A 26479-nucleotide genomic window follows, 5' to 3' on the forward strand; every position below is an offset into this window, starting at 1 on the left:
TTTTTTTAGCGTACTTCAGCGCCGACTTGCTCTGTCAATGCTTTGGTAATTTTTTCCATGTATTTGGCCACTTCTTCATCCGTTAAATTATCGTTGGGATTTTGGAAAGTAAGGCTATAAGCCATGGATTTTTTACCAGCCTGAATGGTTGCCCCATCGTAAACGTCAAAGAGTTTAATACTAGTCAAGCGTTTCACGCCAGCCGATTCAATAGCAGATACGATTGCTTGATGACTCACATCACGGTCAAGTAACAAGGCAATGTCACGTGTCATGGCAGGGAATTTGGTGATTTCCACAAAGGTTTGATCAGTAGGTAAGGCAGCTTCCAGCGCAGCCATATTCAATTCTGCCACATAGGTTTCTGGAATACTGTAAGCTTTAGCCGTTCCGGGATGAACCTGACCAACAAAGCCAATAACCTGCTCATCTAACAGGATAAGCGCTGTACGTCCTGGGTGCATGCTTGCTAGGTCTTTGCTTGGCACATACTGAACATTAAGGTTGAGGTTATCAAAAAGAGTATCCAAAAGACCTTTGGCATGGTAAAAATCAACTGCCTGAGCTTGGGTTTGGAAATCTTTTTGTGCTACCAAGCCACAAATAGCAAAAGCAAAATGAGTGATTTCGTTAGGTAATTCTTCTTTTGGATTGGCTTTTTGTTCAAAAACTTTTCCGATTTCATAAAGGGCCAGGTTACCTTGCTTACGCGCTACATTATAAGCAACCGTGTCTAGCATGCCTGAAACCATATTTTGACGAAGTGCCGAACGTTCCACAGACATTGGCCACATGAGTTCTGTCAGATGACTTGGTGCCACTGCAAACTCAACAGCTTTCTCCGGTGTTGTCAAGGCATAAGAAATGATTTCAGTCAAGCCCAATCCTTCAGCTAAGCCACGGACTTTACGACGAAGAGCCTGTGTTGGCGTTAATTCTGCCGCTGTTCCTCCTGCCTCTGGCAAGGTTGTTGGTAACTTATCATAACCGTAAATACGCGCAATCTCTTCTACCAAGTCAGCTGGGATGCTAATGTCCCAACGACGTCGTGGAACAGCTACCGTGAAGCTTGTTTCATCTCCTGTCAGTCCAAAATCAAGTTGATCAAAAATCCTTTGAATATCAGCAAAGGTCAATTCTGTTCCCAAACGAACGTTCACATAATCAAGGCTAGTTGACACCTCAACAGGTTCTGTTGGCAATTGACCAGCTTGAACACGACCTGATAAAACTTGGCCTTCTGCCAGTTCTTGTAACATGGCAGCTGCAAAGTCAAGCGCTTCTAAAACAGTTGCATAGTTAACACCTTTTTCAAAACGTGAAGAGGATTCCGAACGAAGGTTTAAACGACCACTTGTTTTACGAATCGATTTGCCATCAAAAACAGCGGCTTCAAGAACAACCGTCTGAGAGTTGGCATCAATTTCAGTGGCTTGACCACCCATGACACCAGCTAAAGCAACTGGTTTATCAGCCACGGTAATAACAAGATCTTCAGTGGTCAATTCACGTTTTTCACCATCAAGTGTGACTAAACTTTCTCCTTGACGAGCCGCACGCGCCACAATCTTATGGTCTTCAAATTTGTCATAATCAAAAGCATGCATGGGTTGCCCAAAGTACAAGAGCACATAATTGGTCACGTCAACCACATTATTAATAGGGCGAATACCAGCATTCATCAAAAGGTTCTGCAACCATTGTGGGCTTGGTTTGACTTTTACATTTTCAACAACACGGCTAGCGTAAGTCAGAACTTTATCAGAGGCAATCGCCACTTCAATGGCTGCTGAAGTTGCCTTATCAGATTCTTGTAGATTTTTTTCTGGGAATGATACAGACTTGCCATAAATAGCAGCTGCTTCATGTGCCATACCACGCATAGACAGGGCATCAGCACGGTTAGGTGTAATGGATAATTCAATGATACTATCGTCCAAGTCTAGGTATTTAAAAATGGCATCACCTGGCACCGCATCTTCTGGTAAAATCTGAATACCATCTGAAAATTCTTTTGGAATAATACTATCTGACAAACCAAGTTCTTGCAGTGAACAAATCATTCCAAGGGATTCCATGCCACGGATTTTACCTTTTTTGATTTTATAGTTATCAGCAATACGAGCCCCCGGCACAGCTACGATGACCTTAATCCCTGCTCTCACATTTGGTGCGCCACACACAATCTGACGAGGAGTTTCATCACCTGTATCTACCTGACACAGATGCAAATGTGTCTCTGGCACATCGTCACAAGAAAGCACATGCCCCACAACCAATTTCGACAAACCTTCTGCAGGGACTTCTATCCCTTCTACCTCGATACCCGTTGTTGACATTTTCTCAGCAAGTGCTGCTGGTGTCACATCGATATCTACTAAGTCTTTTAACCATTTATAAGATACTAACATAATTTTAGTGCCCAAATCACTCGACTAGAGAATGCTCCCAAGCCTTGATTTGAGTATTTCCTTTCGTATTTTAAGTTCAAAACAAGTGTCTGTTTTGAAATGAGAGAGACCTTGCTCCCTTAATTAACATTTTCTTTAGATCATAATGATTTTTTCATCAACCGATCAGTAGCCACCAAATCTCCTACTGTAAAGCTATGCTCAGAGAGTTTTTCAACCCCAAACTTAGCATAGAACTTTTGTATTTTCTAGTTATGTTCCCAAACACCCAACCAGACCCAAGTTTTCTCAGAATCGCAAGCTTTTCCAAGGCAAACTGAACCAGATAGTTACAACTATAAATTCATAAAATTTCAAAAGCAACTTCTAATTCCTGTTCAGTTTGAGCAGTTCTCAAATATAGTTTGAGGTAGCCAACAACTTTTCCATTCAAACGTAAAAACACACTAGACTCTCTGAATCCTCAATCTTTTGACTAACTTTTTCTAAATTGTCATCTTCCTTGAAAGATTCCTCCAGTTGTTCTAAAGTATTGTGTCCACTGAAGGTCTCCGTAAAGGGTTGAATAACTAAGCTTCTAAGCACCTTAACCTCTTCTTTTTTATGAGATCAATCGTAATTTCTTGAATCACATAAACACCTTAATGAATTGGCTGCGCTTTGTCAGCCAGTATAGACAAAATCTACTGACAAAGGGATAGTGATTGATATTTCTATTATTTAAACTGCTCAGAGAAACGCTGGTCTCCTTGGTAGAAGCCACGAATGTCATTAATGCCATAACGCAACATGGCAATCCGCTCTTGACCTAAACCAAAGGCAAATCCTGAGTATTCTTTAGCATCAACACCTGACATTTCCAAAACACTTGGGTGAACCATACCAGCACCAAGAATTTCAATCCAGCCTGTTTTCTTGCAGACATTACAGCCCTTACCGCCACACTTAAAGCAAGAAACGTCCACCTCAACCGATGGCTCTGTAAATGGGAAGTATGAAGGGCGCAAACGAATGCTACGTTCTTCACCGAACATCTTCTTGATAATCATTTCGAGAGTTCCTTTGAGGTCACCCATAGAAATATTTTTACCCACAACCAAGCCTTCAATTTGATGGAACTGGTGAGAGTGGGTAGCGTCATCGGTGTCACGACGGAAAACACGACCTGGAGAAACCATTTTTAAAGGCCCTTTTGAAAAATCATGTTGATCAAGTGTGCGAGCCTGTACAGGACTGGTGTGAGTCCGTAACAAGATTTCCTCTGTGATATAGAATGTGTCTTGCATGTCACGGGCAGGGTGATCTTTTGGCAAATTCATGCGCTCAAAATTGTAATAATCTTTCTCCACTTCAAAGCCATCAACGATTTGAAAGCCCATCCCCAAGAAAATATCTTCAATTTCTTCACTGGTTTGCGTTAACACATGACGATGACCTAGAGTCATTTGACGCCCTGGCAAGGTGACATCAATGCTTTCAGCATCAAGCTGTGCTTGAATCTTAGCAGATTCGACAATCTTAGCTTGTTCTTCAAAGGCTTTTGTCAATAGGTCACGAACCTCGTTTACCTGTTTACCGACCACAGGACGCAAATCATTGGATAAATTTTTCAAGCCTTTGAGTAATTCAGTCAAAGAGCCCTTTTTCCCAAGAACAGCCACCCGCAAATCTTGCAGTTCCTTGCTGTGATTACCAGTCAAAGACTGCAAGGTCTCCAACGTTTTTGTCTTTAATTCTTCTAATTGTGCTTGTAAGTCCATTATATTCCCTTCTTTTGGCGATGAAAAAAGCGTGCCACTACTCCACTTCATAAGCGGAGCGTTGACACGCGGTACCATCCGTTTTTATCTGATGTCATCAGACCTTAATTAATTGTCTTTAGCTGAGTGAATTCCTAATAGTTCCCTTAAGAAGGCTTCCAGTCACGGCCTCCACTCCCTGTTAATTTCCCTAATAGTACTAGTCTCATAGACACTTATTCAATTAGTTTTATTTTATCAAAAAAAGTGCTTAGTGACAATCCTAAATCAGTGACTTTTCACTCAGGGATTAATGGCTATCTGTCCCGTCCGATAATCAACGGTCAATCCTGGTTGGACATTTGGAACAAACACGTTAAAAGTCAAGCTGCCATCAGCTGATTTGGCCTCCAAATGGCTACCGCTTGCTAGTAAATTATCACCATCATAAAGCAGGGTGACACGGTAGCGGACGCGATGTCCCTTATCTAAAGCACGACGTACTAAGCCTTCATAGTAATTTTGCCCTGTTGCATAAGATTTATCCGCCTGATTGGCCCAGCTTAGTTGAGTAGCAATATTGTTGGGATTGCTAGTGGATGCATCAAAACCTTTCAGCCCGCCAATTAAAGCATAACCTAGCAAATGCCCTCTATCCACCGCATGGTCATAACTTCCTTTTAAAGGATACAATTGGTGCCAACCTGCTGGCTTAAATGAACGGTAACCTTTATCAAGTTGCGAGCGGTCTCGATATTGCCGTGTTGACTTATCAAGTAAGGCATTGGCTCTGGTGGGAACCTTTTGCCCTTGCACCCATTTGGTTTCATTGTTGGCATAAGGCAGACTGGCCACCGCTGCATTCAAATCTGTTTTATTCTGGTTAATAATAAAGGCTCCAGCCCCATTCCACTGAATATCAGCACCTAGCTGCTCTTTGATTGAATGAGTTAATACAGATGCTGCCAGAGCTTCTGTGGGAACATCAGCCTGCAAGTTATTATTTGTGAGTGATGACTCCTTCTTCTCCCCAACAAGGGTTTGATAAAATTGCTTGATAGGGTGATTACTGGCAATTAAATCGCTTTTAGCAAGGTAACTCGATCCCAAAACTAATAAAATCAATAGCAAGGAATTAAGGGCTCTTGTTCGTTTTTTCTTTGTTAACATATATCCTCTCAGATGCTATAAAAAGTAGGCTAGGCCTACTTTCCAGTAAATTTATTCACTAATTCTGCCCATTTATCCATAGATAAAATGGACCAGGGATTGTGACCATCTCCCATAAAACTATAACCAATCATCAAGCCAATGGCTAAAAACAAGCAAGCCAATAGGGCAATCCCTATGATGAGTAATAATTGTCTTAACACATATCTCCAACCATTTGTCATAGGCTAATCCTCATCACTTACACGACGAATGGTAGCCCCTAATTTAGCCAACTTATTATGAAATTGATAATAGCCACGGTCCAAGTGGGTCAAGTTATTAACCGTTGTTGTTCCTTGGGCAACCATTCCTGTCAAGATAAGGGCGGCACTGGCACGTAAATCTGTTGACATGACTGGCGCTCCTTGCAATTCTTTACCACCATGAATCATTGCTGTATCACGCAGAATTTCAGATTGTAAGCCCATGCGTCGCATTTCTTCCAGATGTTGAAAACGATTTTCAAAGACAGTCTCAACCATGGTGAATTCCCCTTTGACAACTGCCATAAGAGCCGTAAATTGTGCTTGCATATCAGTAGGAAAACCAGGATGAGGCAAGGTTTTCACCGTTACAGGTTTGAGATTTGGTGTGTCCGCTTGGACACGAATACCATTTTTTTCTTCTGTGACAGAAACCCCCATCTCCATTAACTTGGAAATCAAAGGACGGTTGTGTTCCCAAACAGCATCTCTAATCAAGACATTTCCTGAAGTCATCGCCGCTGCAACCATAAAAGTACCAGCCTCAATACGGTCTTGAACCACATCGTGTTCAACCCCATGTAAGCTTGTAACTCCAGTGATGGTCAACGTTTCTGTACCAGCTCCCCGAACCTTTGCTCCCATTTTATTTAATAATTGGGCCAAATCCACAATCTCTGGCTCCCGCGCAGCATTTTCAATGACCGTCACTCCATCAGCCAAGGTTGCAGCCATCATCAAGTTTTGAGTGGCACCAACTGATGGAAAGTCCATGTAGATCATTGCCCCTTTTAGGCGATCAGCCTGAGCTGTAATATCACCACCCTTTTGAGTAATCCTTGCCCCCATGGCTTCTAATCCTTTTAAGTGCAAATCAATAGGTCTACTACCGATAGTGCAACCACCTGGCATAGATACCTTGGCATGGCCATTTCGCGCTAAAATAGGTCCCAAAACAACAATAGAAGCACGCATCTGACTCACATACTCATAAGGAGCTTCATCTAAAATGCTGCCTGAAGCATCAACGGTAATTTCATTGGCTGCTTCATTAAATTCAACGCTAATACCTAAACCACGTACCACATTATTCATGGTGAAAACATCGGAAAGAATGGGAACATTTCTGAGAATTGTTTTTCCTTCTGAGGGCAAGATGGTCGCTGCTAGTAGGGGAAGAACAGCATTTTTAGCTCCCTCAATAACAACTTCTCCTTCTAACCGTGTCTGACCACCTTCAATGATTATTTTATCCACAATCTTCTCCCTTATTTAACTCATAATCGTAGTAAAATTATACCATACTTCCTTTATTTCCGTATTAGCGAAACTCAAAAAAGAGGGTCTGGCTAATTTGAATCAATTCCAGCATAAAATGACTCACCAAATACCCTAAGGCAATGGCCAATAAAAAGACAAAAAGTCGTAGCCGACCAAGGTTGTCTGGACAGTGATGACTCACCTTTGTCCAGTCAATCACGCTAATCAGTAGTTGATAACTAAGGCCAATAAAAAATAGATGGCATAAAAAGGCAATGATTTTTATTAATAATTCCATAGACCTATTATAACATACCATCTTGATCCGTCCAACTCAGCAGGGAAGGAGGTCTCTAAACCATTAACAGTTCTCCTTCACTAACTTCTTTGAAGGTCACCTTTCTCAGAGCCACTAGCTTCTCCCTAACAACATGAATACAACAAAAAAGAGTTCCCCATATGACTTTTCCTGACAATGATGATTTGTCCAAAAAAGCAATAAGGTCAAACTCTCAAAAACTGGTGTTAGAAAGACTAGGAACAGTTAAAAATGATTTGGAAACCCTTCTTATTTTTCCTTACCTTTATTAACAGTTCTTATTTTCTACTAACGTTGATACGATTCAAGGCGCGGCGCAAGGCAACCTTAGCACGACGAACCTCATCAACATTGTGGGTTGTTTCAGCCTGTGCAATTTCACGTTCTGCTCTTAGTTTTGCTCGCTCTGCTCGGCTGACATCGATATCACGGTCACGTTCTGCAGAATCAGCGACAACGGTAACCACATTATCTTTGATTTCAATAATACCACCATTGATAGCAATCCAGTCCACCTTTTCATCTTCACCACCTCGGCGAATTTTCATTTCATGGACTTGCAAAGGCGCAATCAAATTGATGTGATTAGGTAAAATCCCCATCTCCCCATCTGGTGTTGTTACAGAAATAAATTTAGCATGGTGATCATATTTGATTCCATCTGGCGTTACCACTTGAACCGTCATTTGTGTCATGGCATCACCTCACTAAAAGCCCATTTTTTTGGCTTTTTTAATCACATCCTCGATTGGACCAACTGCACGGAAAGCATCTTCTGGAAGGTGATCATATTTTCCTTCAAGAATTTCTTTAAAGCCGCGAACTGTTTCAGCAACTGGCACATAAGAACCTGGAAGACCTGTAAACTGTTCGGCAACGTTAAAGTTTTGTGAGAGGAAGAACTGGATACGACGCGCACGTCCAACCAATGTTTTTTCCTCATCTGACAATTCATCCATCCCCAAGATAGCGATAATATCTTGCAATTCACGGTAGCGTTGAAGCACACGTTGAACTTCTGTTGCCACAGCATAATGCTCTTCGCCGACAATTTCTGGTGAAAGGGCACGCGAGCTTGAAGCCAATGGATCAACCGCTGGGTAAATCCCCATTTGGGTTAATTTACGCTCAAGGTTAGTCGTTGAATCCAAGTGAGCAAATGCAGTTGCTGGTGCTGGGTCAGTATAGTCATCGGCTGGCACATAAATAGCCTGAATTGAGGTAACAGACCCTTTTTGAGTTGAGGTAATACGTTCTTGCAATTGTCCCATTTCAGTAGCAAGTGTTGGTTGGTAACCAACGGCAGAAGGCATGCGCCCTAAAAGAGCTGATACTTCTGAACCAGCTTGAGTGAAGCGGAAAATGTTGTCAATAAAGAGCAAAACGTCTTGACCTTCCACATCACGGAAATATTCAGCAATGGTCAAACCAGTAAGGGCAACACGCATACGTGCTCCTGGTGGCTCGTTCATCTGACCAAAAACCATGGCGGTTTTTTCAATAACGCCTGATTCTTTCATTTCCCAGTAAAGGTCATTGCCTTCACGTGTTCTTTCACCGACACCGGTAAATACTGAAATTCCCCCGTGTTCTTGAGCGATATTGTGGATTAATTCTTGGATAAGAACGGTCTTACCAACTCCGGCACCACCGAAAAGTCCAACTTTACCACCTTTGAGGTAAGGGGCGAGAAGGTCAATTACCTTGATACCTGTTTCAAGAATTTCTGATGATGTTGATAATTCATCAAATGCTGGTGCTTTTTTATGGATAGGTTGACGGTCCACATCATCTGCAAATGGTTCTTCCAAGTCAATGGTTTCACCAAGAACGTTAAAGACGCGACCTAAGGTTTCTTTACCTACTGGCACACTAATCGCACGACCAGTATCAAGAACTTCTAATCCACGTGTAAGCCCATCAGTTGATTCCATAGCGATTGTTCGCACCATACCGTCACCAAGTTCAAGGGCAACTTCAAGGACGATTTTTTGCTTTTTATCACTATCTTTATAAACAATCAATGCATTATTAATCTCTGGAAGTTTATCACCACTAGCAAACACAACGTCTACTACAGGACCAACAACCTGAGCAATTTTGCCTGAGCTCATTCATTTCTCCTTATATTCGATAGTTAGGGATTGGTCAGACTTGCTAACCTCTTTTCTGCTGAAAATAGTAGCCTTTCAGTAGAAAAGTCCTATAAGTCATTTTATCTAGATTGATAAAACTGAAAGCTGACACTAACTAAGCGCTAAGTCAGCGTTATTGTTATTCTAGTGCGTTTGCTCCTGCAACAATTTCTGTAATTTCTTGTGTAATCGCTGCTTGACGAGCTCGGTTGTATTGGATGGTTAAATCGTTAATAACATGTTTAGCATTGTCTGTCGCTGTCTGCATGGCAGTCATCCCTGCTGCATGTTCAGCTGTTTTTGCATCAATAATAGCACCGTAAATTAAACTTTCAGTGAATTGAGGCAACAACTGATTTAAAATGTCACGACGATTTGGTTCCAATTCAAACCCAGTAACGCCTTCTTCTGCTGCTTCTTCAGCAACCAAGTCAGAAATTGGCAGCATTCGTTGAACACGCACCTGACTGGTTAAACTGTTGACATGGTGATTGTAACAAACATACAATTCATCAAAAATCTCATTGACAAACATATCAACTGATTGTGAAATGATTTGTCGTACTTGCTCAAAATTAGGTTGGTCAGCAAGTCCACGAAGTTCAAATACAACATTCATGCCTCTTGCCTTGAAAAAGTCTGAACCAACACTACCAATAGAAATAATTTCGTAATCACCATCAGCGTGATATTCCATAATCATATCCATAATTGATTTTAAGATTTTGGAATTGTAACCACCAACAAGACCTTTATCAGAGGTGATGACAATGTAGCCTGTTTTTTTAACAGGACGAGACACCAACATCGGATTATCAGAACCTGTTGTTAGCTCTGATTTCAAAAGGTCTGTGGTAATCTGACGAATTTTTGATGCGTAAATTTGAAAATCACGAGCTGCTTGCTCTGATTTAACAAGTTTTGCAGAAGAAACCATACGCATGGCACTAGTGATTTTACTTGTTTTCTCAGTTGAAATAATTTTGGCTTTAATTTCACTTAGAGAGCCTGCCATACTAGTATCCTCCCTCTATTACTTAAAGTTTGATTGATCTTTGAAAGCTTTAATAGCCGCATCAAGGTCAGCTTCTTCAGGAAGGTCTTTTGTGGTACGGATAGTTTCAAATAAATCATTGTAATGAACATCAAAGTAGTCATAAAGAGCTTCTTCAAAGGCCAAAATATCATCTACTGGAACATCATCCAAGAAACCATGAGTAAGAGCATAAAGAATAACCACTTGTTTTTCAACAGGTAATGGCTTGTGCAATGGTTGTTTCAAAATTTCAACTGTACGGCGACCACGGTTAAGTTTTGCTTGTGTTGCAGCATCAAGGTCTGAACCAAATTGGGTAAAGGCTTCTAATTCACGATAGGAAGCCAAATCCAAACGTAGAGTACCTGCCACCTTTTTCATGGCTTTGATTTGAGCGGAACCACCAACACGCGAGACAGATGAACCAGCATCGATGGCTGGGCGAATCCCTGAATTAAAAAGGTTCTCTTGCAAGAAAATTTGCCCATCTGTAATTGAGATAACGTTTGTTGCGATATAAGCAGAAATATCTCCTGCTTGTGTTTCGATAAATGGTAGAGCTGTAATCGACCCACCACCTAAGTCATCGGAAACTTTTGCTGAACGTTCCAAAAGACGGCTATGCAAGTAGAAAACATCCCCTGGATAAGCTTCACGTCCTGGTGGACGACGAAGTAAGAGAGATAATTCACGATAGGCTACCGCTTGCTTTGATAAATCATCATAGACAATCAAAACATGCTTACCTTGGTACATAAATTCTTCGGCCATGGCAACACCCGCATAAGGAGCGATAAAGAGCAATGGGGAGGGTTGTGAAGCTGACGCTGTCACAACAATAGTATAATCCAAGGCACCGTAACGACGAAGGGTTTCAACTTGTGTACGAACGGTTGATTCTTTTTGGCCAATAGCCACATAGATACAAATCATATCTTGGCCTTTTTGATTCAAAATCGTATCAATAGCTACCGATGTTTTCCCTGTTTGACGGTCTCCAATAATCAACTCACGTTGTCCACGACCAATAGGAACCAAAGCATCAATAGCTTTTAATCCCGTTTGTAACGGTTCAGAAACAGATTTACGTTGCATAACACCAGGGGCTGGCGTTTCAACTGGTCTAAAGCCAGTTGTTTCAATATCACCCAAGCCATCAACTGGTTGTCCAAGTGGGTTTACCACACGTCCAATGAGAGCTTCACCAACTGGTACTTCCATGATTTTACCGGTGCGCTTAACCACATCTCCTTCACGGATTGTTGAAAAATCACCAAGAATAATAATACCTACGTCATTTGACTCAAGGTTTTGAGCCATACCATAGGCACCATTTTCAAATTCAAGAAGTTCACCACTCATGGCATTATCTAATCCACGGGCACGTGCAATACCGTCACCAATATAGGTAACGATTCCAGTTTCTGTGACATCGAAATTTGGCTGGAAGTTTTCAATTTGCTTTTTAATTAAAGCGCTAATTTCTTGTGCATTAATTGCCAAAAGTCACACCACTTTCTATTTTAAATTCATTTTAAATGCTTGCAATTGACGACGAATACTGGTATCAATTACTTTATTATTGACGCTGATAATAAATCCTCCAATGAGCGAAGGATCTACTTTTTCAATTAAACGACCTGCTGTTACAGCAAATTTCTTTGCTACAACTGCACGGACGCGACTTTTTTGATCCTCAGTCAAAGGTAGTGATGAGGTAACGGTAACATCATATTGATTTGAAACTGTTGCGATGTCATTTAAAACAGCCTGAAGCATTTGATACAAATAAGCTTCACGTTCATTTTGTAAAATGAGGTCTAAGAAATTATTCATATAAACAGAATTATTTCCTTTTAATAAGGTTACCAATTGCATTTTTTCAGCATGCGTTACAGCTAGACTTGATAGACTTTGATCAAGATTAGTTGTCTCAAAAGTCTCTAAAATGGCAAGCACATCAGCTTGTAAGGTGTCAAGACAATCATGTTCGCTTGCCACCTCAACAAGGCTTTTTGCATATTGCTCGATAAGAGCCTGTTCTTTTTTGGTCATTAAGCTTCTCCTAAGTCATCAAGATAACTATCAATAAGCTGACTTTGTGCCGCCTTATCAAGATTAGCTCCCATAATTTTTTCCGCTAAAAGAACGGTTAAATCAGACATTTCTGTTTTAACTGCTGAAATAGCATCTGATTTACTTTGTTCAATATCTGTCAACGCTTTTGCTTTCAAGCGTTTTGCTTCATCAGTAGCCTCTGCCACTAATTTGTCACCTTGTAATTGACCAATTTCTTTGGCATCACTGATGATTTTACTTGCTTCTGAACGGCTAGCGTCTAAGTTGGCTTGACTTTTTGCCTCTAACTCTTGAGCGCTTAACCGAGCTTGCTCAGCCTGATCAATATCGCGTGATATTTGCTGTGAGCGTGTCTGTAAAATCGATTCAATTGCACCCCAAGCGAATTTTTTGATCAAGAGTAACAAGACGATTACAGAACCTGTTACTAGAATAAAATTCCCAACGAGTTCACCAAATGTGATTGACATTCGTTTGTTCTCCTTCCTTATTCTTCTGATTCATTAACTTTCTTTCCTAGATAGGTCGCTGTCAGTTTTGTAAAAACGAAAGCCTGTATGCAGGAAATAAAGATTGAAAAGGCTGTCCATGCCATATTGACTAGGAAAGCAATCGGCCACCAATAGATACGATAATTTGCCAGTTGAACAATCAAACCTGTAACAACTTCCCCGGCAAAGATATTACCGAATAACCTAATGGCAAGTGATAAGAAATTTGTGAACTCTTCTAATAAATTCATCGGAGTCATTGGCCACGGTGTAGCCAAACGTTTCAAATGGGCAAACAAGCCACGACGTCTAATCCCTTCAATATGCACCATTAGGGTAATAAAGAGAGATAAGGCGAGGTCAAAAGCCAAATTGGCTGTTGGCGAGGTCCATAGGTTATAGCCATTAACTGTCTCTAACTTAGTGAATAGCCCTAAATTATTAGCGACAGCCACAAAGAGAAAAATAGTAAAGAGTAATAGCGAATAAGATTTTTGTAAGTTATGATCTAAGTGCTCTTCTCCGATACCATCTACGAAACTGATTAAATACTCTAAGGCAGTTTGTTTCCCTTCTGGTTTCAATTTCATTTGGCGACTTGCCCAAAAAACAAAGGCAAAGACAATCGCAATTGTGACAATACAAACAGCAAGTAGGGTCAAATTAAAGGTTACTGGACCAAGCTTTAGCATAGGTATTTTAGCTTCTTCCATCTAACACCCTCCTTTTCTATTATAAAATAGGCTGTTATTTAAGAATGAAGGCCATAACAAGGGTAACGAAGAAAGTACCTTCGATAAAGGCAACACCCAAGATCATTAACGAACGTAATTGACCAATGATTTCTGGTTGGCGAGAAGCTGCTTTGAAAAGGTTTGCCATCAAGAAACCTTCAGCAAGAGAAACACCAAAACAGGCCAAAGCCAATGCGAAAATAGGATTCATAGTAGAATACTCCTTAAAAATTTTTTTACTTTGCTATTCTATTCCTTAAAATTAAGAATGTCAACAGATTTCTTCAGTCTGGGTACGCTTTCTTAGACTAATACTAACCTTTTGCAAAATCTGCTAAAAAGGTTGAGATTTTCTTTTAAAAAATAGAGTCACACTTTCATTATAACAAAAAGACAGACAGATTCCAAAAGCTCCAAATCAGCAGAAAAACGGCTTACGCCCTTTCAGAACGTAGATAAACTCTCTTTTTATACGGTGTCATTAAAAATGATTTAATAATCATGGTGTCAACCAACTCTTGAAACGCTTATGTTATCATGCTTCAGGAGTTTTTCTTTTTTAGAAGAGTAAAAAAGATTGAAGAAAAATTGTCCTAAATGGACGTTTTCCTCAATCTGAAACGGCTTACGCCCTTTCTCTGGTCTTATTATATTTTGATAACAGATTATTGTTTTTCAGCAGTGCAATAGAACTTACCTAACTGAACCCAAACTTTGATACAGGTCTAAGTAAGCCAGACTAGCAGTATCCCATGAAAAATCACTTGTCATGGCATTTTGCTGAAGCGCCTTCCAGTCCTCGGGATAATGACGATAACAATCCAAGGCGAACAAGAGGGTATTGATCATCCAAAAGCCTGAAAAATGATTAAAGCCAAATCCTGTTCCTGTTTTGTCAAATGGATTATAAGGAATAACCGTATCTTTTAATCCCCCAATTTCATGAACAACTGGAATAGTTCCGTAACGCATGGCCATCATTTGTGACAAACCACAGGGTTCAAAGGCACTTGGCATTAAGAAAAGGTCACAGGCAGCATAGATCTGCTGAGCTAAGCCTAGGTCAAAGGTAATATTAGCCGATAGTTTTTCAGGGTAAACGTGTCCAAACCAGCTAAAAGCATCTTCATAATCTTTGTAGCCTGTCCCTAAGACAACCAGCTGAATATCTTGCTGAAGCAGGTTGTCCAACTCCTGTACTACCAAGTCGAAGCCTTTTTGGTCGGTCAATCGCGAAACGATACCGATTAAAGGAACATTTTCTTGCACAGGAAGTCCCAATTTTTCTTGTAAGGCTCTTTTATTGACTGATTTTCCTGATAAATCAGTTGCCGAAAAGTGAGCTACTAAGTGAGGATCTGTTTCAGGATTGAACAACTCTGTGTCAATCCCATTCACAATACCTGATAGCTTGCCCGATTCCATTCGCATTAAATGGTCCAAGCCTTTTCCAAAATCTGGGGTTTGGATTTCACCAGCATACGAAGGAGATACAGTTGTCACACGATCAGCGTAGAGCACCCCTGCCTTCATCCAATTGAGACAACTATCCCAGCGCAGCGTACCATCATCATAACGTTCTGAACCAACACCAAATAAATCACCCAACATTCCTGGGTCAAATTGGCCTTGAAATTCAATATTATGAATGGTAAAGACGGTCTTAATAGCTCGGTATGCTTCAATCCAATGATATTTCTCTTTTAATAAGAAAGGAATCATAGCTGTATGATAGTCATGCACATGTAATACATCTGGGATAACACCAAGTTTTTCTAGGGCTTCAATGGCTGCTAGCTGGAAATAAGCAAAGCGTTCGCCGTCATCCCAATCACCATAAACCTTTCCTCTAAAGAAATAATACCGATTATCTATAAAATAGAAGGTCACTTGGTCTCTCACTACTTTTTTAAGACCGACATATTGACGGCGCCATCCTACTTGTGTGTAAAAATAGAGAATATCTTCTACCTGATTACCGAATTTTTGGTCAACAACATCGTAGTATGGCAAGATGACTGAAACATCATGACCATTCTTAACAAGCGATTTCGGTAGGGCGCCAATCACATCTCCTAGGCCGCCCGTTTTGGCAAAAGGAGCTCCTTCTGCCGCCACAAACATTATTTTCATCTAATCATATCCTCAACAACTTTAGTTCCTTTAGCCACAACCATTGGTTCTTCTGATGTTCCTTTAATGGTAATGCCCGGGGCAACCTCAACTGACTTATCAATAATCGCATTTTCAATCTTAGCTCCTTCTCCAATAATAGCTTTGGGTGATAAAATACTATTTTTGACCTGTGCTCCAATCTCGATACGGCAATTACGTGACACAATGGAATGCTCCACATAACCTTTAATAATACTGCCTGAGGCAAACTGAGAATTTTTCACCTCTGAAGTTTGATCAAAATAAGTGGATTCTTCATTTTTAACACGGGTATACACCTTTTGGTTGGCGTAAAGAAGGGAATAGAATTTTTGCGGGTCAAGCATATCCATATTGGCATCAAAATAGGATTTGACTGAATGGATATTAGCCAAGTAGCCAGTATATTCAAAGCCCAAGGCTCCTTCAGAAACTGTTAAATCTCGAAGTAAGAAACGTAATTTTTGTGGTTTTTCTTTTTGAGCCTCTTTCTCCATTTGTTCAATCAACCAAGGTGTATCAATAATATAGATACCTGCTGACATTTTTTCAAAGTCCTGATTGCTTGAAACCTGACGTCTTTGAATCACCGTATCTGTTTCGTCAATATCTAAAATATCATTAGCAGATGAAATAGACTGAGATGGCATTTTTTTATAAACCACTGTCAGATGACGCTTATTAGCATTATGCAGGTGAATGACCTGATCCAATTCAATATTGCATAGAATATCACAACTCATATAGATGGTCTGATCTGAGCCAGACCGTTTTAAATAAGTTAGGATTTGCTCATAATAATCCTTGTCGGCTTCTTTAGAATCTTCCTTAGTGTTATAAAAACCTAAGAAATAGTGACTCAATAAGGAATTAAGACCCCATTCCCGACCAGAACGAATATGGTCAAAGACAGAACGGATATTCTGACCACGGAAAATCCCGTAAATACTTCTAACTCCTGCATTAGCTAGATTAGATAGCTGAAAATCAATGAGGCGGTATTTCCCATCAAATGGTAAATTAGCTAAGGGGCGAGAGTCTGTTAAACCTTTCATTTCCGCAAAGCCAATCGAACTCCCTAAAATAGCTGTGTATTTATCAATCTTCATTTGAAACCCCCACTACTTCATTGTAACCAACTACCTGGACATCATCTGTTCCATCAATCACGACACCGTCTCCAATAACGGCTCCTTCACCGATAATGGCACGCGTAATTTGAGCACCCTCTCCAATAATCGCACCGCTCATGATAAAGGAATCCTTGACTTGAGCTCCTTTTTTCACCTGAACATTGGTTGATAAGATGGAGTGCTCAACTTTACCTGAAACAAAACTACCATCAACCACAAGTGAGTCCGACACGTCTGCTTCTTCAGCGATAAAGTTTGGTGGGGCAATATGGTTTTTAGAATAAATCTTCCATGAACGATCACGACTATCTAAGGCATTTTCTTCACCAATGTATTCCATGTTTGCTTCCCAAAGTGATTCGATGGTCCCAACGTCTTTCCAATAGCCTTTAAAATTATAGCTATAAACACGTTCACCTGTTTCCAAATAGGAAGGAATAACATTTTGACCAAAGTCAGACATGTCGATATTATTTTTCTCAGCGTCAACCAACATGGTTCTGAGACGTTTCCAATTGAAAATGTAAATCCCCATAGAAGCTTTGGTTGATTTGGGATGAACTGGTTTTTCCTCGAATTCGACGATACGATCGTTGGTATCTGTGTTCATGATACCAAATCTGCTTGCTTCTTTTAAAGGCACGTCAATAACAGCAACTGTTAAACTAGCCATATTGTCCTTGTGCTTTTGGAGCATATCATCATAATCCATCTTATAAATATGGTCACCAGATAGGATTAAGACATATTCTGGATCAATACTGTCTATGTAATCAATATTTTGGTAAATGGCATGGCTAGTTCCTTGGAACCAGCGGTTTCCTTCCGTAGCAGAATAGGGTTGGAGAATAGTCGCTCCAGCATTAATCCCATCTAAGCCCCATGAAGAACCATTACCAATATGATTATTGAGGGCTAAGGGTTGGTACTGGGTAATTACTCCTACATGATGAATGCCTGAATTGGCACAATTCGACAAGGCAAAATCAATAATCCGATAGCGGCCACCAAATTGAACAGCCGGCTTAGCAATACTCTGCGTTAATTTTCCAAGACGGGTTCCTTGTCCTCCCGCTAAGATTAAAGCTAACATTTCATTCTTCATTTAGATTTCCTTTCGCGACGGTCATCACATGACTCTATCAAGAGTAATTTTCAAAAAATTCTCATTTTTATCACTAGATCTTGAATGCCACATTGCCTACCCGAAACTTTCTTCTCTCATCAGCATCTCCTAATTAATCTTTTTGACGACGCTTCACTTTCCAGATGCTGGCCCCTAGCGCTGGCAGGGTAAAAGATAGGGTGTGGTTGTAATTTTTCCAAGCGTCTTTGACTGTCTTGGTAATTGGGTTGTGTTCTTTCCAAACGCCGCCATAACATTCCAATTCGGTGTTGAAAACCTCTTCGTAAGTACCAGCAAGAGGCACACCAATCGTAAAGCCTGGTCGTTCAACAGGCGTCATGTTAAAGATACACAACAACAATTCCCCTTTGTTATTGACTCGACAGAAAGATAGAACTGATTCTTCTTTATTATCAGCATCAATGATGTCAATCCCATCATAGGTTTCGTCATTTTGCCATAACATATTATGGTCCTTGTAGAATTGATTCAATTCAGCTGTAAAGAATTGCAGTTTCGCATTAAAATGATCCTCTAAGTCATGCCATTCTAGCTGGTCATTATACTTCCATTCTAAAAACTGCCCAAATTCAGAACCCATAAATAGTAGTTTCTTACCTGGATGGCAGATTTGATAGGCATAAAGATTACGGAGCCCTGCAAATTGATTATAACGGTCTCCCCACATTTTGTGCATCATGCTCTTCTTTCCGTGAACCACCTCGTCATGAGAAAAAGGTAAGATATAGCGTTCATTGAAACAATAAACAAAACTAAAGGTTAGGAGGTTAAAATCAAATTGACGGTAATAAGGGTCTTCTTCATAAAAACGTAGAATATCATTCATCCAACCCATGTTCCATTTGTAGTCAAAGCCTAGACCGCCTTCTGTAATCGAGCTGGTAATAGGTGTTGCTGAGGAGGACTCTTCTGCAATCATCATAACATCTGGATGATGTTCTTTGATTACTCGATTGAGTTTTTGAAGAAAGGCAATACCTTCAAGATTTTGATTCCCCCCATGAATATTAGGCGTCCACGGACCTTGGTCATAGTCCAAGTACAACATATTACTAACGGCATCTACTCGAATACCATCAATATGATAGGTTTCTAACCAAAATAAGGCACTGGAGATTAAGAAAGATTGCACCTGATTTTTCCCTAAATCAAAATTTAAAGCACCCCAGCCATAATTATGGGCTCGGTGATGATCTTGGTATTCAAATGTTGGTGTCCCATCAAAATATGCCAAGGCATCATCATTTTGGGTAAAATGCCCCGGTACCCAGTCAACAATCACTCCAATATTGTTCAGGTGACAGGCCTCTACAAAATCCTGAAAATCTTCTGGTCTTCCAAAGGTCGCATCAAAGGCAAAGTAGCCCATTAGTTGATACCCCCAACTCATGTCCAAAGGATGAGTCATAACGGGCAAAAATTCAACATGGGTGTAGTTCATCTTTTTGAGGTAAGGAATGAGCTCTTCTTTCAAGCGTGACATGTCGTATGGTTTGCCTGTCTCGTCTTTTTTCCACGAATTGGCATGAACTTCATAAATATTAACAGGTCTTTTCTTGAAACCAAAGCGTTTCCGACGCCCCATCCATAAGCTATCTTTCCATTTTTTATCAGGCAAGGTTTTCACAATAGCACCTGTTCCTGGCCTAGCCTCAAACAAGAAAGCAAGCGGATCTATTTTCTCAACCAGATGGCCACCTTGACGTTTAACTAAATATTTGTAAATATCGCCTTCTTTAGCAAGGGCCGTAGTGACTTCCCAAACCCCTGCTTCATGTTTTATCATGGCAAGGGGGCTTTCTTTCCAGTTCGTAAAATCACCGATAAGACTAACTTCTTCTGCATTTGGAGCCCAAACCCTGAATACATAAGCTACTTTATGATCGGTTTTAACCCGATGAACCCCTAAATAATCTTGTAAGTAGATATTGTCACCAGTACCAAATGTATACAGCGCTAACTCATTATCCATTCCATCACCCTCTCTTAATGTTCACTCTTTGTGATTCAGAGGTGCCTTGTAGGCAGCATTCCTCAGATACATCAAAGGTTTTAAACAACATCAGTTCCTGAAAAACAAAAATAACCTGAGAAACCTCAGGTTATTCTGTGATATCAAGGATCATCGCCGTCAACTGATTCATGAGTAACTCATCATTTTGAAAGCGCTTATCGTTTGTTTCAATTATAACATGCTTAGGACATGATTGCAAGCGTTTCCTTAAGATTGTGAAAATTACCTTGTATTTTCTTTTATCATCCACTGTAAAGCTGATAAAACCAGTGTCTCTGTCAGCTTTTTCAATATAGACATGACGGCGAATCTCTTCAAAAGTTTGATATGAAAATAGGGGTGTTTTTGTTTTCAAAAAAATCAATTTTTTCATAAAAGTGACGGTTTCTTTTTCGATCGTCACCTGTTTCCAATCAATCTGATTGACCTGATCAGGAGCATTGTAAGAATTCATCGCTCTTTCTTTGTCAGCGTGGGTCAATTCGCCACGCTCTCCAGTTGGGTATAATTTGCTTCTTAAAAATTCTTGACCAATTTGCATAAAGCATATCCCCTGCATCAAGATGTTCATAGCTGAAGCTAATTGAATGCGTTTAGTATGGTCTTTTTTATTATCGTTTGGATTCAACGCCCAGAACAAATCATTCAGGTTGTAATTATCGTGAGCTTCTACATAATTGACTACCTGGCTAGGTGATAGGTAGTGAACCAATTCATCACTACCTAAAATGGCTTTGGCGACAATGTCTTCTGTTGGCGCACCAGAGGCAAAACCTTCTTCAAAAGTACCATAAACTTCTGCACCCTTAACAGCATTACGTTGGTCATCGTTAAAGAAGCCAATGCCAGGCATCTTATGGGCATTATCTTTTTTAGCCTTGTCCTCAGGAGCAAGGCCTACGCCCATGTCCCAGCCTTCTCCAAAGACAAGAATTCTTGGGTCAATCTTATCCAATTCTTGGCGGATAAGGTTCATGGTTTCAACATCGTGTAGCCCCATTAAATCAAAACGAAAACCATCAATGTTAAATTCCTTAGTCCAGTAAAGAATAGAGTCAATCATGTACTTACGGTACATCTCCTTTTCACTGGCTGTTTCATTGCCACATCCTGACCCGTTTTGGAAAGTCCCATTCGGATTCATTCGGTAGTAATAATCAGGAACTGCTAGTTGGAAAGCGGAATCTCTTGATGAGAAGGTATGGTTATACACCACATCCATAATAACGTTGATACCAGCATCATGGTAAGCCTGAATCACTTCTTTTAATTCTAAAATGCGTGTAGCAGGTTCATGAGGATTACTGGTGAAACTAGCATCAGGCACATTATAATTTTCAGGATCATAGCCCCAGTTATAGGCATATTCTCCTTGTTCGTCAATGACTTGATGGTGGTCAAAAAGAGGTTGTAGCTGGATATGGGTAATTCCTAGTGACGTCACATAATCAAAACAGGTTTTGTCCCCAAATTCATTGCGCGTGCCTTTTTCAATCAATCCTTTGAATTTACCACGATGCAATGGACTGACACCTGAAGTCTCAGATTTTGAGAAATCGCGCACATGCATTTCATAGATAACCGCCTGATTAGGATTATCTAGTCGCCAAGTAGCTTCTTCTCCCTGTTTGACACTAAATCCGTCCGGTTTTAGATGGTTGGGGTCAATAACAATAGAACGCCTACCGTTGGCAGTTGTTGCAATCGCATAAGGATCTCGCGTATCTCTAAAAGTTCGCTTACGGTAATACACGCGATAACGATAGGCTTGATAGTTATAATCCCCTTCTAGACATAACTCCCACACACCATGAGTATTTTGAGAATGGTCATCGGGATGACTTTTTTGACCACGCACCATAGGTACAACCCTTGCTACACTGGCACGTTCAGCTGTTGAATCATATAAAATAAGGTCCACCCGTTCAGCTGTGGGCGCCCAGAGCCGGAAAGTTGTTTGGTTGTCTTGGTAACGAAATCCAAGCCAACCACTAAATCCCCAGCGCTTATCAAAAGCTTTACTGTTAACCGCCATATCAAAAGAATGCGCCACCCGTCGCCCATAGGAGCGACTAGCAACGGCTGCCTGCCTTGAATAATAAACAGTGTCATCACCATCAACCAACCAGACTTCTGTTTTAGGAATACCGTAATCACGGTCAATGCGATAATCAATGGTCTTATGTTTCCAAAATTGATCTTTAACAATCACATAGGCATGGCTTAAAAAGTAAGGAGCAGGATAGTTCACATGAGCCACTGCCCCAAAACTGTCAAATCGAGAAAAATAGGCATCTTTTCCCCATTTTCCATCTTGCCACTGCCACAAACTTAAATTAAAGTAATTGCCTTGACGACTATGGTAATGAACGATAATGGTATTATCCATCACTTGCCTTACTCCTCCAGTTCTTGTTCTAAGTCTTCAACTTCATGAGCAAATTTCTTCACGATTTCCTCAATTTCTAACTCTTCTTGGTCTAATACTAAGGCGTCATCAGAAATCAAATCAGTATCCGCAAAGAAGGTAATATGGTTTTTCAGATTCTCAAGAGTAATTGGGGCATCACCGCCATATTCTCCATCTAAATTAATCATCATGCGCTTATCAGATTGGGGTTCAATAACAATCTTACTGGTTTTAATATATTCCACGCGCCGATCTGTAATATGTTTACCGCCGTCCAAAACCAACCGCAAGAGACGGACTATTTCAAAAAGATTGGCAGTTTTTACCAAAATTAAGGTAAACATCCCATCGTCTAGTTTGGCATCAGGGGCAATCATTTCAAAGCCACCGACAGAATTGGTAATGGCTGCAAAAATCATGGAAACTTCCCCTTTAAAAACACCTTGATCATGGGTAATTTTAACAGGAACATTGCTGATACGAGGCAACAATTCAACTCCCTTGGCAAGATAAGCCAAGTAGCCAAACATGGTTTTTAACTGACTTGGGACGCTGTAGGTTAACTCAGTCAAACTCCCTGCTGCAGCAATATTGATAAAATAGGTGTCTTTCTTAGCCCTGCCAATATCCATTTGAATGGTTTGGTTTTTACCAATTAATTTCGCTGCCTGGCTAGGATTACCTCTTGGTACTTTCAAGGCTCTGGCAAAATCATTGGTTGTTCCTGTTGGAATAATAGCCATCTTAGGACGTTTTTTCAAGGGAGCAATCCCATTAACCACTTCATTAATAGTACCATCACCGCCAGCAGCAATCAGCAAATCAAACCCAGCTTCCGCTGCTCTCCTAGCTTCTTTTAAAGCAGAATGCTTTTCTGCCTTTGTTTGAAAGGCAGATGTTTCATAACCAAATCCTTCCAAGATCTCCAACACTTCAGGAACACTTTTTTTCATGATTTCTTGTCCTGATGTTGGGTTATAAATGAGACGTGCTCTCATTTGCTTTTTCATAATATTACCTCACTTAAAGCTGGCATAGCCAATCTTCACCCTCAATTCTAATCCCTAAATTCTGTGCCTTTTCCAACTTAGAACCAGCATCACTACCTGCAATTACCAAATCCGTTTTCTTAGACACACTGCTGGTAACCTTAGCACCCAAAGCTTCTAATTTGGCCTTGGCTTCGTTACGGTTCAGCTTTTCTAACTTACCTGTCAAAACAACCGTTAGCCCAAAAAGTTCCGCACTGCTATCAACTTTTTGCCCCAAATAGATCAGGTTTACTCCTGCAGTTCTTAGTTCCTCTATTAATAGAGCCGCAGCTTCTTGCTGGAAATACTGGACAAGCGATTTGGCAATGACTGTCCCGAGTCCATCGATAGCAGCAATCTGCTCTTCTGTTGCAAACAAAAGAGCAGTCAAATCTCCATAAGTCTCTAAAATGAGCCGACTGGCCTTGGCACCAATATGACGAATCCCTAGACCAAACAATAATTTTTCAGCCGAATTCGCTTTGGATACTTCGATAGCAGCTAGTAATTTCTCAGCCGATTTTTCCTTAATGCCTTCTAACTGCAGCAAGTCATCTTTGGTAAGCCTATAAATATCAGCCACATCGTGGACAAACCCTGCCAAAAAGAGTTTTTCCACAACAGCCGGACCTAAGCCAGCAATATTCATGGCATTACGACTAGCAAAATGCTCCAAGCTCCTCTGGATTAAACTTGGGCATAGGGGATTAATACAGCGCAGAGCCACTTCGTCTTCAAAATGAACTAAGTCACTCTGACAAGATGGGCACTGGCTTGGAAGCCACATCGGCACTTGATCCTGACGTTTATCAGAGACCACACGTAAAACAGCAGGAATAATATCCCCTGCCTTATATACAATCACTGTATCGCCAATACGAATGTCTTTTTCTGCAATATAATCCACATTATGCAGAGTGGCACGACTAACGGTTGTCCCCGCGAGTTGGACCGGTGTTAAATTAGCTGTAGGCGTGACCACACCTGTTCGTCCCACTGTCCAATCAACCGAAAGGATTTCCGCTTCTTTTTCCTCTGCTGGAAATTTGTAGGCAATGGCCCAGCGTGGGGCTTTAACCGTAAACCCTAGCTCTTCTTGCATGGCTAGACTATTCACCTTGATGACAATCCCGTCAATATCATAAGCCAATTGATCTCGTTTTGCTTCTACAGTTTGGATAAAGTCCCAAATCTCAGTCATGGACGAGGACAAGTAGCGGCGCGGATTAACTGAAAATCCTAAATCAGCTAACTCAGCTAACACTTCATCTTGTTGGCTTCGATTGGTCGGGCTAGCTTCTTGATATAAAAAAGTAGCTAATTGGCGTTTTTCAACGACAGTTGTATCTAATTGTCGCAAGGTACCCGCAGCAGCATTTCTAGGATTGGCAAATTCGGTTTCCCCATTTTCCTGGCGCTCTTCATTAATAGCTTTAAAAGACTGACGAGACATGTAAGCCTCTCCTCGAACAGTGATGGTTAAAGGTTCACTCAATTGGTGAGGAATATCCTTAATTTTTTTGATATTCTCTGTAATATTCTCACCGATATTGCCGTCGCCCCGTGTTGCCCCAACCTGTAAGAGGCCATTCTCATAACTCAAGGAAATAGATAAGCCATCAATTTTTAATTCTGCTAAATAGGTGGCATTCGGAAATTCAGCCTTGACACGCTTATCAAATGCATCTAGCTCCTCACGTGAAAAAGCATCCTGCAAACTAAAAAGCGGATACTGGTGCTGATATTTCTCAAAACCGGTTAGGATGGTTCCACCAACCTGCTGAGTAGGACTATCTTGCAAAACATACTCTGGATAGTCTTTTTCAAGAGCAACTAATTCTCGATAAAGTTTATCGTAGTCACTGTCTGAAACAGAGGGGGCATCATTGGTATAATATTCTTGGCGGTAGCGATTAAGCAACTCTGTCAGTTCTCTTATGCGTTTTTTCATATCCTTATTTTATCATAAAAGAAGGAAAATAAGCTATTTCCTTGTCGGAAGAAAATAAAAAAGATATTTGAAAAACCACACCCCAAAAACCAACCTGAGAACCCCACAATAGCTTTTCTTTGCTTAAAAAAACTAAAAATAAAGACCAGTCACTCGTATAAATCATTAGTTTATACCAAGCTTGAAAAGTTAACAAAAAAGAGCTGGGCATTTGCCTAACTCTTCTCAATATCAGTTTATCAGTCGTTAATAAAAGGTGATACGCTTAGCTAGCTTATCAATAATGAGCGAGCCAATCAGAAGCGAAGCCAATTCTCCCACAGCTGTGGTGAACCAAGTCAAAAAGAATGGAGCCCCAAAGAAATACAATTCAATCGCTACGGTAAGCATAGAAGCTGCGAAAAAAAACGAAAAGTAAAAGAATGCCTTGTTAAAGAGACCATTAAAGAGATAATCTCTTTGATACTTGCCAAATAAAATCACTCCCAAAGTGACAAAAACAAGGGTCGATCCGCCACCAACAAAGACATCAATCAGCCCAAAGCTGTAAAAATTAGCAATCATACATCCCAAAGTCACTGCAATAATGTACTTACGATGGTAAAAAGCTAGAAAATTCAACATCTCAGATACTCGAAATTGATACATGCCATAAGAAATAGCATTTAAGGGTGGGGTAATGGTTAGGACCACATATAGAGCAGCCACCAAAGCAATGTGAACATAGTCACGTACGGTTAATGTAAGCATTTTTTTCTCCTTTGACGTCAGGATAGTCCTCAACGGATCTACCTACGTTTCTAATATGCTTGGTGAAAGGGAACTAAGCACCAAGGGTTGCAAAGCAACAGCTACATTGTACCACAAAAAGATTATCTTGACAAAGCCCATCACATTTCATTTCCTTTATCCCAAAATGCAAAAATCTTCCCCACTTGTTCCCTATCACACGGCATCAAGGCCTTTATATTCTCTTCTATAGTTAATCTGGTTGATTCCTAAGCCGGTTCCATTAAAAAA

At 40.5% G+C, this 26479-nt stretch carries 22 protein-coding genes and 1 riboswitch; all 22 genes read right to left on the reverse strand.

The features are described from left to right. Positions 1 to 5: 5 nt before the first annotated feature. The 22 genes from pheT to EL097_RS09600 all read right to left on the reverse strand — a co-directional run bounded on the left by pheT (position 6) and on the right by EL097_RS09600 (position 26209). Positions 6 to 2411 (reverse strand): phenylalanine--tRNA ligase subunit beta, encoded by a 2406-nt coding sequence (gene pheT / locus EL097_RS09490; RefSeq protein WP_039994813.1) that lies wholly within the window; start codon positions 2409 to 2411, stop codon positions 6 to 8. Between the two features lie 716 nt (positions 2412 to 3127). Next, positions 3128 to 4171, reverse strand: coding sequence for a phenylalanine--tRNA ligase subunit alpha (pheS, locus tag EL097_RS09500; RefSeq protein ID WP_003047904.1), 1044 nt, complete (start codon positions 4169 to 4171; stop codon positions 3128 to 3130). Positions 4172 to 4453: 282 nt separating this feature from the next. After that, a complete protein-coding gene (locus EL097_RS09505; RefSeq protein WP_003047901.1) occupies positions 4454 to 5320 on the reverse strand; it encodes a DNA/RNA non-specific endonuclease in 867 nt (288 codons plus the stop codon). Between the two features lie 35 nt (positions 5321 to 5355). Next, entirely contained in the window at positions 5356 to 5544 is a 189-nt protein-coding gene (locus EL097_RS09510; protein WP_003047898.1) for a DNA-directed RNA polymerase subunit beta, read from the reverse strand. Between the two features lie 3 nt (positions 5545 to 5547). Then, a complete protein-coding gene (gene murA, locus EL097_RS09515; RefSeq protein ID WP_099983021.1) occupies positions 5548 to 6822 on the reverse strand; it encodes a UDP-N-acetylglucosamine 1-carboxyvinyltransferase in 1275 nt (424 codons plus the stop codon). Positions 6823 to 6886: 64 nt separating this feature from the next. After that, a complete protein-coding gene (locus tag EL097_RS09520) occupies positions 6887 to 7123 on the reverse strand; it encodes a DUF1146 family protein (RefSeq protein WP_003047892.1) in 237 nt (78 codons plus the stop codon). Positions 7124 to 7422: 299 nt separating this feature from the next. Then, entirely contained in the window at positions 7423 to 7839 is a 417-nt protein-coding gene (locus EL097_RS09525; protein WP_003047887.1) for a F0F1 ATP synthase subunit epsilon, read from the reverse strand. A gap of 12 nt (positions 7840 to 7851) precedes the next feature. Then, positions 7852 to 9258 carry a F0F1 ATP synthase subunit beta gene (gene atpD, locus EL097_RS09530; RefSeq protein WP_003047885.1) on the reverse strand — a complete coding sequence of 469 codons (1407 nt, stop codon included), beginning with the start codon at positions 9256 to 9258 and terminating at the stop codon, positions 7852 to 7854. Between the two features lie 160 nt (positions 9259 to 9418). Continuing rightward, on the reverse strand, positions 9419 to 10294 hold the full coding sequence (locus EL097_RS09535; protein WP_003047882.1) for a F0F1 ATP synthase subunit gamma: 876 nt from the start codon (positions 10292 to 10294) through the stop codon (positions 9419 to 9421). 18 nt (positions 10295 to 10312) lie between these two features. Next, positions 10313 to 11818: a F0F1 ATP synthase subunit alpha gene (atpA, locus tag EL097_RS09540; protein ID WP_003047881.1), complete on the reverse strand. Its 1506-nt coding sequence runs from the start codon at positions 11816 to 11818 to the stop codon at positions 10313 to 10315. Positions 11819 to 11833: 15 nt separating this feature from the next. Beyond that, on the reverse strand, positions 11834 to 12370 hold the full coding sequence (locus EL097_RS09545; protein WP_003047878.1) for a F0F1 ATP synthase subunit delta: 537 nt from the start codon (positions 12368 to 12370) through the stop codon (positions 11834 to 11836). Further along, positions 12370 to 12864: a F0F1 ATP synthase subunit B gene (gene atpF / locus EL097_RS09550; protein ID WP_003047875.1), complete on the reverse strand. Its 495-nt coding sequence runs from the start codon at positions 12862 to 12864 to the stop codon at positions 12370 to 12372. The genes EL097_RS09545 and atpF overlap by 1 nt, the downstream gene beginning before the upstream one ends. Positions 12865 to 12881: 17 nt before the next feature. Then, positions 12882 to 13598 carry a F0F1 ATP synthase subunit A gene (gene atpB, locus EL097_RS09555; protein WP_003047872.1) on the reverse strand — a complete coding sequence of 239 codons (717 nt, stop codon included), beginning with the start codon at positions 13596 to 13598 and terminating at the stop codon, positions 12882 to 12884. A gap of 34 nt (positions 13599 to 13632) precedes the next feature. Continuing rightward, a complete protein-coding gene (locus EL097_RS09560; RefSeq protein ID WP_002985249.1) occupies positions 13633 to 13830 on the reverse strand; it encodes a F0F1 ATP synthase subunit C in 198 nt (65 codons plus the stop codon). Between the two features lie 482 nt (positions 13831 to 14312). Beyond that, a complete protein-coding gene (glgA, locus tag EL097_RS09565; RefSeq protein ID WP_003047868.1) occupies positions 14313 to 15752 on the reverse strand; it encodes a glycogen synthase GlgA in 1440 nt (479 codons plus the stop codon). Continuing rightward, positions 15749 to 16882 (reverse strand): glucose-1-phosphate adenylyltransferase subunit GlgD, encoded by a 1134-nt coding sequence (gene glgD, locus EL097_RS09570; RefSeq protein ID WP_003047864.1) that lies wholly within the window; start codon positions 16880 to 16882, stop codon positions 15749 to 15751. Before glgD ends, glgA begins: the two co-directional genes overlap by 4 nt. Beyond that, positions 16872 to 18011: a glucose-1-phosphate adenylyltransferase gene (locus tag EL097_RS09575; RefSeq protein WP_003047860.1), complete on the reverse strand. Its 1140-nt coding sequence runs from the start codon at positions 18009 to 18011 to the stop codon at positions 16872 to 16874. Before EL097_RS09575 ends, glgD begins: the two co-directional genes overlap by 11 nt. A gap of 133 nt (positions 18012 to 18144) precedes the next feature. Continuing rightward, on the reverse strand, positions 18145 to 20025 hold the full coding sequence (glgB, locus tag EL097_RS09580; protein WP_003047858.1) for a 1,4-alpha-glucan branching protein GlgB: 1881 nt from the start codon (positions 20023 to 20025) through the stop codon (positions 18145 to 18147). Positions 20026 to 20155: 130 nt separating this feature from the next. Continuing rightward, the gene (gene pulA / locus EL097_RS09585; RefSeq protein ID WP_003047855.1) at positions 20156 to 22456 is read right to left on the reverse strand and encodes a type I pullulanase; all 2301 of its coding nucleotides are present in this window, start codon (positions 22454 to 22456) and stop codon (positions 20156 to 20158) included. A gap of 8 nt (positions 22457 to 22464) precedes the next feature. Beyond that, positions 22465 to 23487: a diacylglycerol kinase family lipid kinase gene (locus tag EL097_RS09590; RefSeq protein WP_003047852.1), complete on the reverse strand. Its 1023-nt coding sequence runs from the start codon at positions 23485 to 23487 to the stop codon at positions 22465 to 22467. 13 nt (positions 23488 to 23500) lie between these two features. After that, positions 23501 to 25459, reverse strand: a complete 1959-nt coding sequence (gene ligA / locus EL097_RS09595) for an NAD-dependent DNA ligase LigA (RefSeq protein WP_003047849.1) — start codon at positions 25457 to 25459, stop codon at positions 23501 to 23503. A 246-nt stretch (positions 25460 to 25705) separates the two neighbouring features. Then, on the reverse strand, positions 25706 to 26209 hold the full coding sequence (locus EL097_RS09600) for a QueT transporter family protein (RefSeq protein ID WP_003047843.1): 504 nt from the start codon (positions 26207 to 26209) through the stop codon (positions 25706 to 25708). After that, a riboswitch (PreQ1 riboswitch) is annotated at positions 26207 to 26325 on the reverse strand. (Overlaps the previous gene by 3 nt.) Positions 26326 to 26479: the final 154 nt, after the last annotated feature.

This window comes from Streptococcus canis (genome assembly GCF_900636575.1).
GTDB classification, from domain to species: domain Bacteria; phylum Bacillota; class Bacilli; order Lactobacillales; family Streptococcaceae; genus Streptococcus; species Streptococcus canis.

Coding starts and splice junctions, on each gene's coding strand:
- pheT (WP_039994813.1), bottom strand. CDS start 2,411: ATGTTAGTATCTTATAAATGGTTAAAAGACTTAGTAGATATCGATGTG.
- pheS (WP_003047904.1), bottom strand. CDS start 4,171: ATGGACTTACAAGCACAATTAGAAGAATTAAAGACAAAAACGTTGGAG.
- EL097_RS09505 (WP_003047901.1), bottom strand. CDS start 5,320: ATGTTAACAAAGAAAAAACGAACAAGAGCCCTTAATTCCTTGCTATTG.
- EL097_RS09510 (WP_003047898.1), bottom strand. CDS start 5,544: ATGACAAATGGTTGGAGATATGTGTTAAGACAATTATTACTCATCATA.
- EL097_RS09520 (WP_003047892.1), bottom strand. CDS start 7,123: ATGGAATTATTAATAAAAATCATTGCCTTTTTATGCCATCTATTTTTT.
- EL097_RS09525 (WP_003047887.1), bottom strand. CDS start 7,839: ATGACACAAATGACGGTTCAAGTGGTAACGCCAGATGGAATCAAATAT.
- atpD (WP_003047885.1), bottom strand. CDS start 9,258: ATGAGCTCAGGCAAAATTGCTCAGGTTGTTGGTCCTGTAGTAGACGTT.
- EL097_RS09535 (WP_003047882.1), bottom strand. CDS start 10,294: ATGGCAGGCTCTCTAAGTGAAATTAAAGCCAAAATTATTTCAACTGAG.
- EL097_RS09545 (WP_003047878.1), bottom strand. CDS start 12,370: ATGACCAAAAAAGAACAGGCTCTTATCGAGCAATATGCAAAAAGCCTT.
- atpF (WP_003047875.1), bottom strand. CDS start 12,864: ATGTCAATCACATTTGGTGAACTCGTTGGGAATTTTATTCTAGTAACA.
- atpB (WP_003047872.1), bottom strand. CDS start 13,598: ATGGAAGAAGCTAAAATACCTATGCTAAAGCTTGGTCCAGTAACCTTT.
- EL097_RS09560 (WP_002985249.1), bottom strand. CDS start 13,830: ATGAATCCTATTTTCGCATTGGCTTTGGCCTGTTTTGGTGTTTCTCTT.
- glgA (WP_003047868.1), bottom strand. CDS start 15,752: ATGAAAATAATGTTTGTGGCGGCAGAAGGAGCTCCTTTTGCCAAAACG.
- glgD (WP_003047864.1), bottom strand. CDS start 16,882: ATGAAGATTGATAAATACACAGCTATTTTAGGGAGTTCGATTGGCTTT.
- EL097_RS09575 (WP_003047860.1), bottom strand. CDS start 18,011: ATGAAGAATGAAATGTTAGCTTTAATCTTAGCGGGAGGACAAGGAACC.
- glgB (WP_003047858.1), bottom strand. CDS start 20,025: ATGGATAATGAGTTAGCGCTGTATACATTTGGTACTGGTGACAATATC.
- pulA (WP_003047855.1), bottom strand. CDS start 22,456: ATGGATAATACCATTATCGTTCATTACCATAGTCGTCAAGGCAATTAC.
- EL097_RS09590 (WP_003047852.1), bottom strand. CDS start 23,487: ATGAAAAAGCAAATGAGAGCACGTCTCATTTATAACCCAACATCAGGA.
- ligA (WP_003047849.1), bottom strand. CDS start 25,459: ATGAAAAAACGCATAAGAGAACTGACAGAGTTGCTTAATCGCTACCGC.
- EL097_RS09600 (WP_003047843.1), bottom strand. CDS start 26,209: ATGCTTACATTAACCGTACGTGACTATGTTCACATTGCTTTGGTGGCT.